This is a genomic window from Lelliottia sp. WB101, from assembly GCF_003051885.1.
Classification (GTDB): domain Bacteria; phylum Pseudomonadota; class Gammaproteobacteria; order Enterobacterales; family Enterobacteriaceae; genus Enterobacter; species Enterobacter nimipressuralis.
The window spans coordinates 3695148-3711415 of sequence record NZ_CP028520.1; the positions used below are offsets into that span (position 1 = coordinate 3695148).

Annotated in this window: 18 protein-coding genes and 1 pseudogene; 2 read left to right on the plus strand and 17 right to left on the minus strand. The window is 55.2% G+C overall.

Features of this window, described 5'->3' with window-relative positions; all coding sequences use genetic code 11:
• Positions 1–3: 3 nt before the first annotated feature.
• The 17 genes from DAI21_RS17905 to DAI21_RS17980 form a co-directional block, all read right to left on the minus strand.
• On the minus strand, positions 4–1674 hold the full coding sequence (locus tag DAI21_RS17905) for a phage tail protein (protein WP_107703820.1): 1671 nt from the start codon (positions 1672–1674) through the stop codon (positions 4–6).
• Positions 1664–2845: a baseplate J/gp47 family protein gene (locus DAI21_RS17910; protein ID WP_107703821.1), complete on the minus strand. Its 1182-nt coding sequence runs from the start codon at positions 2843–2845 to the stop codon at positions 1664–1666. The genes DAI21_RS17905 and DAI21_RS17910 overlap by 11 nt, the downstream gene beginning before the upstream one ends.
• Positions 2838–3167 carry a DUF2590 family protein gene (locus DAI21_RS17915; protein WP_107703822.1) on the minus strand — a complete coding sequence of 110 codons (330 nt, stop codon included), beginning with the start codon at positions 3165–3167 and terminating at the stop codon, positions 2838–2840. Before DAI21_RS17915 ends, DAI21_RS17910 begins: the two co-directional genes overlap by 8 nt.
• Complete coding sequence (locus tag DAI21_RS17920) at positions 3164–5176, minus strand: phage tail tape measure protein (protein ID WP_159075432.1); 2013 nt, start codon at positions 5174–5176, stop codon at positions 3164–3166. Before DAI21_RS17920 ends, DAI21_RS17915 begins: the two co-directional genes overlap by 4 nt.
• Before the next feature lie 211 nt (positions 5177–5387).
• On the minus strand, positions 5388–5660 hold the full coding sequence (locus DAI21_RS17925) for a putative phage tail assembly chaperone (protein WP_107703824.1): 273 nt from the start codon (positions 5658–5660) through the stop codon (positions 5388–5390).
• Positions 5644–6162: a hypothetical protein gene (locus DAI21_RS23325; RefSeq protein WP_159075433.1), complete on the minus strand. Its 519-nt coding sequence runs from the start codon at positions 6160–6162 to the stop codon at positions 5644–5646. The genes DAI21_RS17925 and DAI21_RS23325 overlap by 17 nt, the downstream gene beginning before the upstream one ends.
• On the minus strand, positions 6159–6497 hold the full coding sequence (locus DAI21_RS17935) for a M15 family metallopeptidase (RefSeq protein ID WP_107703826.1): 339 nt from the start codon (positions 6495–6497) through the stop codon (positions 6159–6161). The genes DAI21_RS23325 and DAI21_RS17935 overlap by 4 nt, the downstream gene beginning before the upstream one ends.
• Positions 6484–6795 (minus strand): hypothetical protein, encoded by a 312-nt coding sequence (locus DAI21_RS17940; protein WP_107703072.1) that lies wholly within the window; start codon positions 6793–6795, stop codon positions 6484–6486. Before DAI21_RS17940 ends, DAI21_RS17935 begins: the two co-directional genes overlap by 14 nt.
• Positions 6796–6798: 3 nt before the next feature.
• Positions 6799–7254 carry a phage protein gene (locus DAI21_RS17945; RefSeq protein WP_107703827.1) on the minus strand — a complete coding sequence of 152 codons (456 nt, stop codon included), beginning with the start codon at positions 7252–7254 and terminating at the stop codon, positions 6799–6801.
• Positions 7255–8475 (minus strand): DUF2586 domain-containing protein, encoded by a 1221-nt coding sequence (locus DAI21_RS17950; protein ID WP_107703828.1) that lies wholly within the window; start codon positions 8473–8475, stop codon positions 7255–7257.
• Positions 8472–8834, minus strand: coding sequence for a hypothetical protein (locus DAI21_RS23330; RefSeq protein WP_234419495.1), 363 nt, complete (start codon positions 8832–8834; stop codon positions 8472–8474). The genes DAI21_RS17950 and DAI21_RS23330 overlap by 4 nt, the downstream gene beginning before the upstream one ends.
• Positions 8831–9169, minus strand: coding sequence for a hypothetical protein (locus tag DAI21_RS23335; protein WP_234419496.1), 339 nt, complete (start codon positions 9167–9169; stop codon positions 8831–8833). The genes DAI21_RS23330 and DAI21_RS23335 overlap by 4 nt, the downstream gene beginning before the upstream one ends.
• On the minus strand, positions 9159–9665 hold the full coding sequence (locus DAI21_RS17960) for a phage tail protein (protein WP_107703829.1): 507 nt from the start codon (positions 9663–9665) through the stop codon (positions 9159–9161). The genes DAI21_RS23335 and DAI21_RS17960 overlap by 11 nt, the downstream gene beginning before the upstream one ends.
• On the minus strand, positions 9662–10114 hold the full coding sequence (locus DAI21_RS17965; RefSeq protein WP_107703830.1) for a head completion/stabilization protein: 453 nt from the start codon (positions 10112–10114) through the stop codon (positions 9662–9664). Before DAI21_RS17965 ends, DAI21_RS17960 begins: the two co-directional genes overlap by 4 nt.
• 132 nt (positions 10115–10246) lie before the next feature.
• The gene (gpM, locus tag DAI21_RS17970; RefSeq protein ID WP_107703831.1) at positions 10247–10969 is read right to left on the minus strand and encodes a phage terminase small subunit; all 723 of its coding nucleotides are present in this window, start codon (positions 10967–10969) and stop codon (positions 10247–10249) included.
• Positions 10970–10972: 3 nt separating this feature from the next.
• Entirely contained in the window at positions 10973–12142 is a 1170-nt protein-coding gene (locus tag DAI21_RS17975; protein WP_107703832.1) for a phage major capsid protein, P2 family, read from the minus strand.
• Between the two features lie 77 nt (positions 12143–12219).
• A complete protein-coding gene (locus DAI21_RS17980; RefSeq protein WP_234419497.1) occupies positions 12220–13092 on the minus strand; it encodes a GPO family capsid scaffolding protein in 873 nt (290 codons plus the stop codon).
• A gap of 178 nt (positions 13093–13270) precedes the next feature.
• On the opposite strand from DAI21_RS17980, the pseudogene DAI21_RS17985 reads away from it, so the two are divergent.
• A pseudogene (locus DAI21_RS17985) lies at positions 13271–15097 on the plus strand (terminase large subunit domain-containing protein); the annotation flags it as partial.
• Between the two features lie 25 nt (positions 15098–15122).
• A complete protein-coding gene (locus DAI21_RS17990; protein WP_107703834.1) occupies positions 15123–16223 on the plus strand; it encodes a phage portal protein in 1101 nt (366 codons plus the stop codon).
• Positions 16224–16268 lie beyond the last annotated feature (45 nt).

Below are 16268 nucleotides of genomic sequence, written 5' to 3' on the forward strand. Positions count from 1 at the left end.
TAATTATTCTCCTGTTCCCTGGTCAGCGGCGGGTGACATTCGCCAGCCGGATGGAATCTCACTGTAATCAGACAGACTGGTGCACCAGGTAAACATCTGGTTGTGTACGGTAATGGCTGGCATTTTATTCATTAGTTCCGTCCCATAGCCGGTGACCAGTACGCAGCTGTAAAACAAAAGACCTGCATTCGTAATACGGGGGTAACTCTCCGCGCTGAAAATATCGTTAATGTCAGTGGTCAGCTGGTCGCAGTTCATAAAACACGCGTTAAGGTTGGTGAGCGTTTCGCTGCAGGCAGCCATGAGCCCCTTTTCCACGACACTGAGAGGGCAATATCCAAAAAGACGATAGGCATTACTTAGCCGCCTGGCTCCGCTCAGGAACCCGACCGGCAGGCTTGCCAGATTTGTCTGCCTGAATGCCCCCTCCATGTTGGTTACAGGGGTGTCACCCGTCAGGAAATCATCCGGTAGGGCTCGGACGTTCGAACATTCGGAAAGGAAATAACTCAGATCGGTTGCATTCGGCAGCACAAAAGCACCAGGGGAAATGTCACTGAGCAGGCTTTGCCTGTAAAAGGCATAACTGGCACTGGATCGCGTGCCGCAAAAATGGTGAATTTTTTCTACCCTGTTGGTATGGCTGATTGTGGCTTGCCGGCTGAAGGTTACCGTTTCGCTGTTGTAAACTGTCAGGGTATGAGTCTCGCCAGTGGTCAGCCTGTCAGGATCTGGCGCGTACCCCGATTGTATTGACGTCGTTGAGTAATGCTCGCCGATATCGCCATCACCCCAGTCAACCAGCACGCCGTTAGAAGCGGTCATGTAAAAGACTGGTGAAGTGGCAGAGCTGAGAATAAAGTCGACCTTTGCCCCAGCCACCACTCTGGCCGTGATGGTCGCCGTTCTGCCGCCCTCAGTGGTTTTGAGCGTGACCGCCGCGGTACCGAAATCCCCCCCCCTGAGCGTCACAAACCCGTCGCCCACCTCAGCAGAGCAGAAACCCGGCTCATCAATGTCGGCGGTAAACGTGGCGTCATCCACCCCGGAGGGCAGCACGTCCACACGGATCGTTTTCGCCTCCCCGGGCAGCAGCCAGACCTCATCAAGCTCGGGCACAATGGCGCTCGGCCTTAATGTGAGCTTGTAATAATCAAACCAGGTCACGCAGTCAAAATGCCCGGGGTGAATGTAATCCGTGTTCTCATTCATGACGTCGAAAAAATAACGCCTGCAGGTGCGGCCATACTGCCGAACCAGGCGCATCATGAGCGTGTTGTCGCGGCTCAGCTGCTCGTCGTTAATGCGTATCAGGATCACATCCCATTCATCCTGCAGCTGGCGCTCGAGCTGCTCAATCTTGCCAATCTCAAGGCGCTCAAATATCCGTGAAAATCCCGCCATGCAGCCGGCGTCCTGGGCGTTCACAAAAGCGTATTTCACGCGCAGACGGAAAAGGCTCAGCGATTCGCCCGGGAAGCGCTCAACGTCGCGCTGGTAGGCCAGCAGGGCGAGCAGCTGCTCGTCGCAGGTATCAACGTCAATCTGCGCCAGGGGGAACATCAGCCAGTCGCGCACGCGCTCCCACCACGTTTTTGAGGCGTGGGCGAGCGTGAGCGGCTCGCCTTTATTCATCCAGACCGGCAGATTGATATCAGGAAATTTATTCTCCATAACCCACCTCAAGCGCGCCGAGGCGCGGCACGTTCAAATCACTGAGAATGTCGCCGGCGTCAAACACAACCGATTCAACGTCTTTAAACGTCTGGTGGATTTCTTCGCCCAGGCGCGACATCGAGAAGCGCGCAAAAGGCCAGGTTTTCTGCACTTCGTAATCATTATTTTCGCGGAACGCGCAGCGAATGAGATCGGCAATATCGAGGCGCAGCCGCTCCAGCGCCTCCTCTTTGAGAAGTGACGAGCTGTAGAGGTAGATTGTGGCGCTCAGGTCGTGGACGGTTTCAGGCAGCTGCAGTGCGAGAACGTCATCGCCGTGGCCATGATTGCCCTGCGTCATCACGTAGTCATTCACCGTTTCGATAAAGGGTTCGCTCGACACGCCGGCATCGAGCAGCAAAAACACGTTGGCGGTACCAGGACCGCGCGGGGCGTCATGCTGAAAATAAATGCGGTCGGTAGTGATGCCGGCAATGCCGCTAATCATCCCACGGTAAACGGCATCAATATGATACTGCCCCACCAGGTTAAACTGGTTTTTGGTGCGGTCGCGCAGCTCGTCGTCGCTCTCCTCATCCGCGCCTGGGGTAATGAGCCAGTTTTCTTCATTGACTACGCTCGCGATCCCATCGATGGCCACCGGCAGAATGCGGAAATATCCCGGCGCCAGATTGCTGGCCGCGCCCTCGGTGATGGCTACCACCGGCACAAGCGCGCTCGAGGCGCCGGCTGAAATCGTAAAATCATCATTTGTCTCGAGCTGGTGAACCCTGCCGTTAATGCGCTCGGTCTGAATGACCGTTCCTGCCGGCACGGTAATCTCACGATCCGGATCGGATTTAGTAAAACGAATGACACCCGCCGCTGCCGAGGCATCCTTACGCGAAAGATTCACCGCCCAGGCGAAGAGGTCCAGAAATATGCCCGCCGCCGTGGCCAGAAACATGTTGGCCATAACGATATTGACCAGCGCATCCTTGAGCCACATCACCGGCGCGGTAACAATGGCCGTGATAAGCCGCCAGAATGGACTCATGCGCGAGGTGTTTGTAATCAGGCCTGCCTCTCTGACAATCCCGTTAAACTCATCGCGTACCTGCTCCTCGGTCGTAGGCATTCCGTGCTCAGCCAGAATGCCCTCATAATCTGGTTTAGGTGTATTACTCATCGCCTGTCTCCCTGGATATCGGGCCAAAATCCCATGTATCTGCGGTAATGGTGTGATTACCTGTTGTTGAATCCGAAATGTTCACCGTCCCCGGCACAATCCGGTCATCTGACTCAACCAGCAGCTCCATTTGTTGCAGTACGTCATAGCGCCTGACAATGCTGCGCTCCCCCACAAGGCTCTTTGCCAGGACCGACTCAATAATCATGTGCACCACATCCTGCGCGATGCTGTCACGGTTGTTGCAAAGCTCCGGCTCTGCCCCGGAATCCAGCACAAAGTTTTTATCTTTAATGCGCAGATCAAAATAGAGTTCCTTCATGGTGCGGCAAGCTCCGCAGACTCCAGAATGGACTGGAACGTTGCGCCGTTTGGCGGGTAGAAGTTGAACTCTTTATAACTTCGGCTGTTATCCACCTTGCTGGAGCCGGCGATGCTTTTACCCACAGCACTGCGATCAATGTCCGGGGCCGTCATGCCTGCTGGCGAAATCATCCCGGGGACTTCGGGCGCAACTTCACTTTTCACGAGGTCGATGTCGATACCCGGGATTTTATTCATTGTGCTGATGATCCAGTTGAGGGAGCTGATTGCGGAGTTCTTCACCCACGCCCACAACCCGGCGAACATGTTTTTAATTTTCTCGATAGCCGAGCTGATAAGCGCGCCAAATGAGGACACCACGCCACTGATAAATGTGAACGCGCTGCTGTCCATGATGGATGCCTTGAGATCATCCCAGTGAGAAATGGCATACCAGACGCCGGCAGCAAGTAATGCAATCCCGGCAATAACCAGCGTCACCGGACTCATCAGTAACTGCATGGCCACACCGGCGAATGCCGTTGCCGCGCCGTAAGCCCACATCGCCACGGTGGCGATAACCATGCCAGCACGTTGCGCCAGCATGACGGTATTTGAATAAAGCGTGGACAAGGCAAAGCCACGCATGGCGAGAGACGTAATGAGGATGGCGGCGCGTAATTTGCCCATTACCGCCGTCTGCAGCACCGTCCAGATAGTCGCAATTTGCAACGCGCGCGCTTTAAGATTGAGCACCCACACCAGCGCCTTGAGCACACCGGTCGTTAAACGCCATACAGCCTTTAACGAGCCCCAGACCAGACCTGCCACGCCGGCAACCAATATGCTGGCGGCATTTGCGGCTGTCAGGGCAATAATGGCCGTTGCTAAATAGCCAATCTGGCGGGATATATTCGGGAACATCTCCAGCCATTTTGCGAACTGAATGCCCCCCTGAAGAATGCTATCAACACCCGGCTGAATAGCTTTAAGAAGCGGCTTCCCGATTGCAATTCTGATTCTGGTGCCGAGCTGAGCGAGGCGCTCCCAGCTGTCCGCTGTGTCGGCTGCTAACTGTGCCGCCGTGCCGAGCCCATTACTCCCGCTAAGCTCAATGATGTCCTTGCGTAGTTTCGCTGACGATCCCCATGATTTCGTCAGAGCCACAGCGCCTTTTCCGAATGCCTTGTTGAGCTTTTCCTGCAGCGCAACGTTGCCAGCTACGGAATCGCCGTATTTGGCCTGAAGCTTCTCAAGAATGTCCGGGAACGCGAGGAGATGCCCCTGCGCGTCCGTAAAACTCAACCCAAGCTCTTTAGCCCCATTTCGCGCATTTTTCAGGAAAGCATCATACGCACCGCCAGCGGCGTTGCCGATTGTGCCGCCGAGGCTGGAGAGAACGGCAAGCTGCTCATCCATACCGACCCCATAGCTGCTGCCGGTTCCCTTAGAGCCCTGAATCAGCGCCTGCACCTTCCCCATGTCCATGCCGGTATTTTTGACCAGCCATGCCGTGCGCGAGGCGATACTTTCAGCGAAATCCACCTGCCCCATGCGGGTTGACTCAGCAATAAAACGTTTAGAAAGCTCGGCAATATACCCCGCCGCCTCTGCGCCACTGCTTTTCGTGATATAGGCAAGAGTGTTTGCGGCGACCGCTGCCCGGGGCAGGTCTTTGTCCGATAAATCACGCAGCGCAGATTTAATACCAATAGTGGAATTAACGAAATCCAGAGCTGATGTGCCGTAATCTGTACTGAACTTAGCCGCTGCTTTGCTGATGTCGTTCAGCGTGTCAGCGCCGACATTGCGCGTGCCAAGCTCATCGAGCGCATTCTGCAGGTCATTAGCAGGACCGATAATGCCCTTCAGTGCCAGGCCAGCACCCAGCAACCCCGCAGCACCAATGCCTGTGGCTTTGAGCGATTTTTGTGATTGCTTAGTGAAGGACGCCAGAGACTGCTTTGCCTGCCCCAGCGGCTTTGAAAGGTTATTTTTGAGGCTCAGGAGAAACTGCAGCTCTTTCATGGGCATCTCTTTTAGGAGAAAGCATGCGCCACACCTTCGGCGGTGGAATTAACGCTTCGCTTGTGAAAATATTCTGACAACCAGATGGCTCTGGCCAGATTGAGTGCGCCATCCGGCGGCTCATGAGCATCAGAGGGATGAGGCAGGTAATGCCGCCTCAGAGCCAGCGTTTGCTCGTAATTGCTCCCCCGGATGTACTCAACAAGCCGCTCTATCGCTTTACGGCAATTTCGAGCTCTGGTGCGTATTCGCCATTCAGCGCTGTAGCAACCTGAACGGTCGCCCCAGGACGGGCAAGAATCTCGACCAGCGCCGCCTTACTGTCGGGTGCGACGACTTTCATCAGGTAGTCGCGCAGCGTCCCGGCAACGTTCTTTCCGGTCGCTGCCTCATTCTGCAGCTGGTTATAGGCCACCATTGTTGGCTCAAATACAATATCGTTGCCGGCAATGGTGAGGGTGATAGTTTCAATTTTTGTGCCCATCAAGTTTCTCTCTTTGTTTAATTTCACGTACTAACTGGTTATGACGCGCCGCGCAGTCGGTGTACATGCTGCGCAGCGGGCGCATCACGCCATCAAAATCAGCCCCGGTTTTACCGTTTAATCTCGGCAGCGTTTCCGGGCATTCCTGTGTCAGGTTCGCCTGATAAGGCGCGCTCGGCAGCCTCACTGGTTTCATTGAACAGCCGCATATAATCATCAGTAGCGCACTCGCTACCGAAAATCGGATTGTTGATTTCCAGGCTAAAAACACGCTCCCCCGTAATTCATTGGCATGCAGCTGCTGCAGGCGCTTCTCCAGCTTGTTGGCTGAGGCATCGGAAATGTCATTAATCAGGCGCTGGCGCTCGCTCTCCGAGCTCAGGATTGCCCCATCAAGACGGCGCTCAAGTGCGCTTTCAACCTGCCAGGTTGCCGCCCCGCCGACCATCAGACCGATGAGCAGGGAGGGCAGAAGATTCGAAAGCCAGCCCTTAATCATCATTTCACCCCGTTGTGCTCAAGGCTGAAGTGGTTGCCGTCAGGCTTGCTGAAACGCCCGCCCCAAACGCCGCCCAAAGACTCCCAGTATTCACCCAGCGGCCTGTAAGCCCCGGTTGACTCCTGGTATTTCCCATCAATAAAAAGATTGAAATCAATGGCCAGGCGCAAAATATGCAAGCTGTTGACAATGCCTTTCCCGGCCTGAGCATTAAGCTGTGCCTGAGTCGGCGTTCTGTAGGCATCCCCAAGGGTCAGGCCGTAGCCGTTCTTATCTGCCCAATCAATCAACTGGCCGATCATCACGGTGAATTTTTGCTGTTTTTCACTCAGTGTCATCGCGTTTGCTCCCGTCAAAAAGTCGTTTAAACAATCCCCTTACGCCGGCTTTAATGGGCTCCTCCAGAAAGGAGTAACCCAGCACAGCGACCAGTGAGGCGAGCCCCACAAGAGTGACATCTTCCACATCAGGCTTATGCGCCCTTGCCGCCAGTACGGCCAGCGATGCCAGCGCACCCAGCAGGCACCGGCTGACAAGGACGCGCGGGGTTAGCTTTTCGTCGCTGTTAAGTAACCGGTAAAGTTCACCGGCCACGCCGATGGCGACAAGCAGCGCGATCAACGTTGCGCTGCTCACCCATCACCCCACAATGCCGCGCAGGTCTGCGCTGCTGAGGTATGGCACACCATCAATTCTGATAAATTCTGGCGACGTCACTTTGTAAGGCACGGTTTTGGTCGATTTCTCCCCGCCCTTTGGGTCAGCCCCGAAAAGTGAGCTGATAGTCAGCGCGCAGCCGAACGCCTCAATTTTTGAGGTTTCGCCAATCACCTGGCCATAAAACAGGATGTCGAATTCATCCAGGTCGCGCCAGCTGCCAGCTGCGCGCGCTGCCGCATTCAGCTTTTTGAAATTTTGCTCATCAAGCTCCATTTCCCCCTCAGCAGAGACGTCGCCCTTCACCTTGCCATTAGGCACGCCACGCGTCTGAGCGACCGCGGTGTTGTCGGTAATGTCGAGCGTGATGGATTCGACGTGCACCTCGGTAGTGCCGATCATGATGTCAAAATCCATCCCGCCAAGTCGTGCTGTCATTTACGCCTCCAGCTCGGTATCGAGTGCGATATTTACGGTGATTTCCTTCGGTGACGCATAAGGGCGCACCACAATGCTGATAGAGACTCTCGTATCGGTGAGCCAGGTAATGGCCACATCGCCATCCTTTGGTGGCTGCACTTCGCCCGGGAACTCAACCCCGTTGATTTGCGTCGAGCGCGACATCTCGCGCAGCACCTTCCCGAAGTACGTCTCATGCACCGCAGTACTCAGCGGTGTGCTGTTGAGGCTGCGATTGCCGATTTTGCCGATTGCCTGGACACGAACGCGGCGTGAGACTTTATCGACCACCCGAACATGCTCGATAACGGAATAATCGCCGCCGGTGACTTCGAGCATCAGACCATCAGACCAGTACATGCCCTCATAATCTGAGTACCACATCGGCACGCTCAGGCGCTGCCCGTTAAACGCCTGCAGACTCGCAAGCGATAACTCCACGCCATCGCCATCCACAGGTAAATCGCTGCTCTCGATGCCCAGCCCCAGCAATTCCCCGGTTTCAACCCGACAAGGGGAGTCAGCCACGGTAACGGCGCTATTAGCCAGCCGCCCTGCCAGCACACCTGCCTCGTTCCCCCAAAGCGACGGCACCAGCTGAATGCTGTTTGCCGCCAGTCCTTTCTGCAGGTCACTCACGAACACCAGATACTCTGACCAGCTTTTTTTCTTCTGCAGGGCCGTCGGTCCCGCAACCGTGGCAATAAACCAGACCCAGCGCCCCAGCTTGTTCGTGATGGTCGTGCGCAGCGCATGCAGTTTTTCAAGGAACGTGCGCCCCGCAGAAACCTCATCGAGCTCTGAGCAGACCAGCACCCCTTCCACGCTGATATTGGCCATCACCAGCTCAATGGCATCAAACCATGCTGGCGTAGCCGCCGTGGACCCGGTGCTGCCGGTATCCTTACCGAGCGCATCAGCTTCCCTTGGTTCCTCGGGTTCCTCGGGTTCCAGCATCAGGGCATATCCTTGCCACCCTTGCCCGCCATTAAGTTGCGCCGCCCGAACCTGCTCCAGCAAAACAGCGTCAGCACCACCAAGCACTTCATCCACATCCGACTGTGCATTCAGAACGGCCAGAGGGCTTTTATCATCCAGCGCCCCGCTCGCCATGCCGACGAACAGCAGACACCCCTCAACTTCTGCGACGCTACCGGCTCGCTGGTTGAGTTGGTTTATAACGACTCCAGGCCAGGTCATTTATTTTTCCCCTTGATGTCCTGCGCTTTAACGCCGGCACCGAACTGAATGCCGCGCATCTGGCGCACTAAAATTTTGTCAAACTCTTCATCACTCACCGCCAGCCACTCTCGCGCTGGCAGCGTAACTGTCCAGGAACGCAGCGCTCCACGCCCCTCCATTGAGCGGATAATGGTTCCCGCCTTGTCCTGGGTAAGCGTGCGCATGATCTCGTCCATTGAGGTCACGCCGGGAGCCGATACCGGGTGCGACATATACCCCAGCTCATGCAGTTTTTTAGCCTGCCGCAGCGTGGCCATCTTCGTGCCGCTACCCGCGCTCGCTTTCCTGGCTTTATCAGCCGTCATGGTGGTTTTCATCCCGGACTGCTGGATGTTACCGACCACGCCCGGAGAGACTTTTTTTGCCCCCGGAGATAAATTTTTGCTGAGTCGTTTGCCGGCAATTCACGTATGGCCATCATCTTCGGCAGCTGCTGCATCATCTTCGTGCGCCGTCCGTCACTGCGCCCGGGCCACTTCTCGCCCTCGGCATTCTCCTGGCGGCGCTGATGGCGTTTAGCCGAAACCATTACGCCGAGCTTCAGGATGCGCCAGAGCAGCCGCTTGCGCTTCTGAGGTGGCAAATCGAGCTTCGCCAGCTCTTTACGCATCAGCGCAAACTGGCGCGTGTTGAGAGTTAGCTCAGCTTTCATCCTCACCACCCGTCACCACCGCCGGCGCGCCCATGCCATAAATCCAGGCCTCTTGCGCCACGTAAACCACCGGCTCAGCGAGCTTGTACCGCTTCCCGAAATAAGGGATCGGGCCTTTTTCATCCGGGACCATTGCGATCTGGTCGACAAGTGGCACCGTCACAATAATGATTGCCGTTTCGTTATCCCGGATTTGCAAATCCACATCCGGGTCGCCCAGGCTGAGCCTGTGCCGGCGTTCGTTACTGAACTCATCAAGCCATGCATTAACCAGGGCAAATATCAGGTCAGGATTCTGCTGCCGGTATGGCCATCGCTCCCACCCCAGCACGCCGTTGTATCGACGCTCGCCAATCAGCTGCTGCCCTAATCCCTGGCTTTTACTGGTTCGTATGAGCTGGATGTCATCCATCCAGCAATCCGCGCCGGTTGTCTCCATCAGCCTGTCCGGGACGTTCTCCTTCATGTATGAGTAGAGTGAGTCCAGCTGCGTCATATCAGATGCACCCCAACACGCCCCAGCCCCTTGATGCCCCGCAGCGCCACCGCAGCTTCAGCGAGCAAAGAGGCTTTTGTCTGCGGTGCGTCCTGATTGGTGTTTTCTTCGCGCCGGCTAATGGCGGCGAACTCCCCCATCAAATCTGCCTTTGCTCGCGCATAGACGGCTTTTTTATAGCGCGCGAGTAACACGCTCTCCCCTTTCATGCTCGGACCGGGAACGGCAGCAGCGGTCTGATATCCCGCCCTCTGCTTCGAGGCGGCAAACGCCTCAAGGGATTCATTGATTTCACCCACCGCCGTCAGCATCGCCTGAGAGACGGTGTGATGGCTGATATCCGGCGGGATGCTACGCGCACGCTGGAAGTCCTCCAGTTCGAGGTCAGGCCAAAAGCCATCATTCGTGAGCGTTGCCTGCTGATATCCGTCGTTACCTGGTCGAAACATGATCCACTCTCAATAGGTGCGGGCTGTCCGGGTTTCCTCGGCCCGTTAAGCGCATGCGCTCCGGCCTCCACCCGCGCCCGCCCCGGCTGGCCGGGTGTCGGTAAAGCGAGCTGATAATCAGCCCGCTAAATGCTATGCCTGCCCTGCCGCTTCTTTCTCAAGCTGACGCAGGCGGGCATCGATGCGCGTAATACGCGAACTCACGCCAATTCTCGGCCATAAACCGTCAGCAATAAGCAGCAGCTCCCGCGACCGGCGAAGTGCGTCAGGGTCGAAAATGGTCGAAGGTGCAGGCTTGCCGGTGTTATCACGCAAAAGAAACTCGCCAGCGAACTTGTACCACTTCGCTGCATGCTTCTCGTGCAGTCGCCACCCCTCACGCACATGCTTAAACACGCGAGAGAAGTACGGCTCAATGCTGTTTCCTGCGGCTGACTGGCGCTCTGCCCACTCCAGAACCTGATCAGCCACAAACGCCGGGAAGCGCGATTTGATGCGCTCAGGTGTTGGCTGCTCCTGGCTGATGGCGATGTCTGCCCAGTCCAGCGCTTTCTCGATGTCACCCACGTCAAACAACCAGATGACACACCAGCCTAAAACGGGGTATTCATACACCTTGCCGGCAGCAAAATAGCGCTCAACATAAGGCATCCACTTCGGCAGCAGCTCGGTGCGTTTGAGCTCAATACGCTCCTGGATGAGCGGCAACGAGGCGAGGCGATCACGGTCACGCTCAAGTGCCAGCAGCTGCAGGTGCAGGCTTTCGCTGTCATTCGCTGCCGGCGCGCTTTGCGCCGGTTTTCTCTTCGCTTTGTCACGCATCTGGCGACTAAAGCTAATCGGGTTAAATGCCATTTGTTACACCTGCGTCTGGTCCAGCTCTTCGCCACCGTTACCACCACCGTTATCACCGGAGTTGTTGCCAAAATCTTTAATGGCCTCCTCCTCCTCAATAACGATCACATCGTCATCGATGGCGCCGTACATCATCGGATGGCCAAGCGCAAAACCACTCATGCGCCACCAGGCGTTTTCATAGCCCATTCGGTCCTGGACGTGCTCAGCACGGCGTTGCTGCGTGCCGCGCTGCGTCAGAACCTGCAGATTTTTGAGCGTGGTAGCGGCAATGCGTTTACCCGGCAGGAATGGCGCTACATGCACGCGACGGCCTGCAACGGTGTTGGCCAGCATTTGTGCGGCGATGTTTTCCGTTGGCTTGCCGGCTTCCTGGAACAGGCGGAACTGCTCAGCGGCAACCAGTTCATGGCCAACCAGCAGAACCACATCGGGCTCGTTCTGGAACTGTGCGGGAATGGTGGTGCTGATAACCCAGGATGCGAGCGCATCCAGCGTTTTAATGTCGCCGTTAGGGCCGAGAACAATGGAACCCTCACCCGGATTCAGTACGCGAGGCGTAAAGCCCGGGATGCGATCTTCTTCCGGAGTGCTGTCATCTTCATGCAGGGCGTCGAAGTTTTTGGCAATCTGATGCCAGCCAGGCGCGACGTCTTCCCCGTTAGGGTATTTTTCAGAGTCCGTAACTTTTGCAGCATGCGTACCGTTAAAGCCGACGCGCACAATGTCATTGGAGAAGCTGCGGAGAATAAACTCGGCAACGGTATTAACAAACTCATCCTCGGTCGTGCCGGAATGAATCCAGTCGGCCAGCATATCCCACGGCATACGGGCGCAGGAGTCCATTGCTACCAGATCGTAGTTGTTCCCGCTCACGCCAATGTTTTTGGTAAAACGCTTGCCATCCGCTCGTCCGGTAAAGAGCCCGGGATTACCCACATCAACAACCTGACCGCGAATCTGCGATACTTCTTTATTGGTCAGTAACGGCAAAAACCAGTTTTTATCCATCAGCGCCAGGCGCAGGGCGGTTTCCTGTGGTGGGCTAATAGAGAACTGCCCAATACCTCTGGAATGATAAGGGAGGCTCTGCTCATCCGCGCCTGATGCGCCGCCGATACGGCGGGCGTATGCCTGAATAAGCTGGTTAAGTCGGTTTTGGTTAAAGCTCATAATTTTCTCACTATTTATCCAGGCGGCGACCACAAACCGGCGTCAGCCCTTTTTTTCGCTGGTCGGTTAGCTGAATATCAGAATGCGTAGTTCTGCTTATCTTTATCGCCGGGGTTATTGTCTGGCAATTGGGTTGCAATGCTGTCGAGTTTGGCGAATTTCTTTTGAGCATCATCAAGTTGAGTTTTGAGTTTACTGAACTCTTCATTGCCCACTTCCTCTTTCACTTCGTCAAGCGCTTCTTTAATTTCGGTGAGCTGCCCTTTAATTTCCTCGATGACTTCCGCTTGTTCTTCGTTGTCTTCCAGTAATTCTTCGACAACCTCCACAAGCGATTCCACCTGCTCATCAGAAAACTTCCCTTTACTGAATAAGCTTTTTTTAGGTTTCTGATCGGGCTTGTCGTCACCCTTGTCTTTTTTGTCCTGAATATTAAACAGGTTGCGGAACTGGCGTTTTTTATCGCTTAATTTACCGTTACTCATTTCTTCCTCGCTTAATTCTGTAACCTGGCTAAATACCAGAGGCTCTAATGCGCCATAAATTGCATGATTTTTTTCAGCACTAAAGCGCATGCGATCAGTGCCGATACTCGCCGGGCTCGATGTCACGCCCAGCCCCTCAAGGTAAGGCTTGCCCGTTCCCCGGAAATTGAGTGTCGGAGTAGGCTCAACGCTGCAGAAAAGAAGCTGGCCCCGGCGATTGGCGTCAATCAGGTCGCGCTCAGGGCACAGGCGGGCATAGAGCTTAACCAGGTCACCCACCGTCTCACACTTAAGATCGAGCACCTCGCCCTGCGAGCCATACCAGCGCTCATGCTCTGGCCAAATCAGCGCGGTATAAATACCTTCAGGGTCATAGGATTCGGCCATATCAATCAGCCACTGAGCATCAAGACTGCGCCCGTCAACCGTTTCGCCTTCCGTCGCGATACAAATCCAGTCGGTCATTAAATGTGAGCGAGGCATTAATATTTATCCGTGTAGTAAATCTGATACGGTAAGTATTACGATTGCGGCACCTTATTTCACTCATTCTATTTCCGCATTATTCGTAATATTAATTAATTACGACACCAATTGAATTATTTACATCATTTATACTCTCGCCGCCTGAGATAATGAATGAATGGAAAAGAAATCAAAATACCCCGATGAGGTTCGTGAGGCTGCTGCCAAACTTTTCCTCAAGCGCTGGACGCCAAAAGAGATTGCGAAAGAGTTAAATCTTAACTCTGCGCGCGTTGTCTATGCCTGGGCAACAAAATATAAATGGCGTGATTTATTGAGCGAGGAAGACCTTGAATCAATAATCAATCGCCAGGCGGCTATATTGGTGACTAAAACCAATAAAACAGATGCAGAGCTTCGCGAGCTTGATAAATATATTGATATGCACGTCAAGCTTGTAATGAGTCGCCATAAGCATGTCGAAAAAATGCGCGCGCTCGAACTCGGTGCGGGTGCGCCGGCCAGCGCCCAGCAAAAGGAAACAAGCAAGGGATCGGGCAGTGATTCTGCGCAGCGCGGCGATGGCCAGAAGCGCGGGCGCAAGCGTCGAAATAATGTCGATGGTGTGACGGAAAGTGATTTTGCTGAATTTGTTGAGGGGCTTTTTGACTACCAGCTGACGCTGCGTGAGGCGAAATGCCACCGTAACCGCATCTGGCTCAAATCCCGCCAGATTGGTGCAACGTGGTATGCAGCATTTGAGGCGCTCGAGGACGCGATCCTGACCGGGAATAATCAGGCATTTCTATCTGCCTCCCGCCCTCAGTCGCTCATTTTCCGGCGCTATATTCTGAAGTTCGCGCACCAGCTGCTCGGCCTCGAGCTCACCGGCGATCCGATAGTCCTGAGCAACGGCGCGGAGCTTCACTTCCTCTCTACCAACTCCAACACCGCCCAGGGCTTCTGCGCAAACGTCTACATTGATGAGATTTTCTGGCAGCGTAATTTCAGGGAGCTGAAAAAGGTTGCCGGCGCTATCGCCACGCACACCTATCTGCGCCGCACCTACATCTCCACGCCCAGCGCGAAGACCCACCAGGCCTATCCCTTCTGGACGGGTGATGAATGGCGCAAGGGCAGCACCAAACGCGCAAATATCGCATTCCCAACATTCGAGGAAATGCAGCGCGGCGTCATGTGCCCGGACAACCACTGGCGATTTATCACCACCATCACCGATGCCGTCAAAGACATGGAGAAGGTTGCAAAAGCGACCGGTGATCCGACGCTCGTCTTTATCAACCTCGAGGAGATACGGGAGGAGAACGGCAGGGATGCGTTTAATCAGCTCTATATGTGTGCGTTCGTTGATTCCGGCGATGCGGTGTTCAACTTTGCCCAGCTGGAGCGCTGTTTTGCCACGGTCGAGGAATGGCAGGACCACGACCCGGACGCACCACGCCCATTTGGCAACCGGGAGGTCTGGGCAGGGTACGATCCTGCGCGGTCGGGAGACACGGCCTGCTTTGTGATTCTTGCCCCACCATCAACCCCGGAGGAGTCATTCCGGGTGCTGCATATCGAGTCCTGGCAGGGCTTTAACTGGCGCTGGCAGGTTGAGCGCATTAAAGAATTTTTCGGACGGTACCGTATTACTCACCTCGGTATCGATAACACCGGCATCGGCAATCAGGTCTGCGAGCTGCTGCAAGACTTTGCGCGGCGCGTGGTGATGCCAATCACCTACAACGTGAACAGCAAAAATCAGCTTGTTTCTAAGATGATCGACATCGTAGAGCAGAAGCGTATTACATGGGACCGCGAAGACCGGGGCATTGCCGCGAGCTTTATGGCCATACGCCACACCACAACCAGCAAAGGCGGCTCGATGACGTTCGTTGCCGACCGCACCGCCGAAACGGGCCATGCTGATAAATTCTTTGCGATTGCACACGCAGCAATCTGCGAGCCAATCAACAACACGCGCAAACGCAAATCAGGCTGGGCGCGACGACTTACGGGCAAATCAGATGGGCAAGAAAAAGCACTACAACAAAACCGCCAGCAGGGCGCCGGCTGCTGCACGTCAAAACCGCAAACATTCATTCAGCATCGTGACAACCGATGTGCCTATGCCGGTTCTCACCCAGGGCACGCAGTACCACGAAATCTGGTACGACGATGCGGTAAATCACTGGCGGCAACCCATCGACCGCCTCGCCCTTGCGCAGCTGGCCAACATGTGCGCCGCGCATGGCAGCATTCTGTACGCCCGTCGCAATATGATTACCGCCGATTACATGGGGGGTGGCCTCAGCCTCATCGAGATGGGGCAGGCGGCGTATGACTGGGTGACATTTGGTGATGTCGCACTGCTCAAGGTGCGTAATGGCTGGGGTGATGTTGTGGATCTCGTTCCGCTTCCGATGCTCTATTTGCGCCGGCGCAAGGACGGTGATTTTGCCGTTCTGCAGAAGGGGCCGGCGCTCATCTATCCGCCCCGGGATATCATTTTTCTGAAGAATTACGATCCGCAGCAGCAGGTCTATGGTCTGCCGGATTATATCGGCGGCATCCATAGCGCGTTGCTGAATACTGAGGCGACCATCTTCAGGCGGCGCTATTTCCACAACGGCGCCCATACGGGCGGCATTGTCTACACCACCGACCCGAACCTCACTGATGAGATGGAGGAGGACATTGCCAAAAAGATTGAAGACACCAAAGGCGTCGGCAACTTTAAAATGATGTACATCAACATCGCAGACGGTAACGAGAAGGGTGTGCAATTCATCCCTATCGGGGATGCTGGCGTAAAAGATGAGTTTGCCAACGTAAAAAACATCAGTGCGCAGGACGTTCTGACCGCGCACCGCTTCCCGCCGGGGCTGGGCGGCGTCATCCCGGAGAACTCTGCCGGCTTCCCTAACCCGGAGACAGCGCGTGAGACGTATCGCAAAGATGAAGTGCTGCCCATCCAGCGAATGTTTGCCAGCGCGGTCAATCAGGACCCTGAGCTGCCTGAATGGCTGCATCTTCGCTTTGCTGGTCTGGACGCTGCGGCACTCCCCAGAACGGAAAAACCACGTAATGAGGTGGTAATTGAGCCCGGAGAAGCGGGTGCATTATGAGTAAAAGGCGGCGAAAAGTGCTAAAATCCTGCCAGATGTGTGCAT

Coding starts and splice junctions, on each gene's coding strand:
- gpM (WP_107703831.1), bottom strand. CDS start 10,969: ATGGCATTTAACCCGATTAGCTTTAGTCGCCAGATGCGTGACAAAGCG.
- DAI21_RS17980 (WP_234419497.1), bottom strand. CDS start 13,092: ATGACCGACTGGATTTGTATCGCGACGGAAGGCGAAACGGTTGACGGG.
- DAI21_RS17965 (WP_107703830.1), bottom strand. CDS start 10,114: ATGTTTCGACCAGGTAACGACGGATATCAGCAGGCAACGCTCACGAAT.
- DAI21_RS17960 (WP_107703829.1), bottom strand. CDS start 9,665: ATGACGCAGCTGGACTCACTCTACTCATACATGAAGGAGAACGTCCCG.
- DAI21_RS17925 (WP_107703824.1), bottom strand. CDS start 5,660: ATGGGCACAAAAATTGAAACTATCACCCTCACCATTGCCGGCAACGAT.
- DAI21_RS17990 (WP_107703834.1), top strand. CDS start 15,123: ATGGGCAAGAAAAAGCACTACAACAAAACCGCCAGCAGGGCGCCGGCT.
- DAI21_RS23325 (WP_159075433.1), bottom strand. CDS start 6,162: ATGATGATTAAGGGCTGGCTTTCGAATCTTCTGCCCTCCCTGCTCATC.
- DAI21_RS17950 (WP_107703828.1), bottom strand. CDS start 8,475: ATGACCTGGCCTGGAGTCGTTATAAACCAACTCAACCAGCGAGCCGGT.
- DAI21_RS17935 (WP_107703826.1), bottom strand. CDS start 6,497: ATGACACTGAGTGAAAAACAGCAAAAATTCACCGTGATGATCGGCCAG.
- DAI21_RS17910 (WP_107703821.1), bottom strand. CDS start 2,845: ATGAGTAATACACCTAAACCAGATTATGAGGGCATTCTGGCTGAGCAC.
- DAI21_RS23330 (WP_234419495.1), bottom strand. CDS start 8,834: ATGAAAACCACCATGACGGCTGATAAAGCCAGGAAAGCGAGCGCGGGT.
- DAI21_RS17915 (WP_107703822.1), bottom strand. CDS start 3,167: ATGAAGGAACTCTATTTTGATCTGCGCATTAAAGATAAAAACTTTGTG.
- DAI21_RS17905 (WP_107703820.1), bottom strand. CDS start 1,674: ATGGAGAATAAATTTCCTGATATCAATCTGCCGGTCTGGATGAATAAA.
- DAI21_RS23335 (WP_234419496.1), bottom strand. CDS start 9,169: ATGAAAGCTGAGCTAACTCTCAACACGCGCCAGTTTGCGCTGATGCGT.
- DAI21_RS17945 (WP_107703827.1), bottom strand. CDS start 7,254: ATGACAGCACGACTTGGCGGGATGGATTTTGACATCATGATCGGCACT.
- DAI21_RS17975 (WP_107703832.1), bottom strand. CDS start 12,142: ATGAGCTTTAACCAAAACCGACTTAACCAGCTTATTCAGGCATACGCC.
- DAI21_RS17920 (WP_159075432.1), bottom strand. CDS start 5,176: ATGAAAGAGCTGCAGTTTCTCCTGAGCCTCAAAAATAACCTTTCAAAG.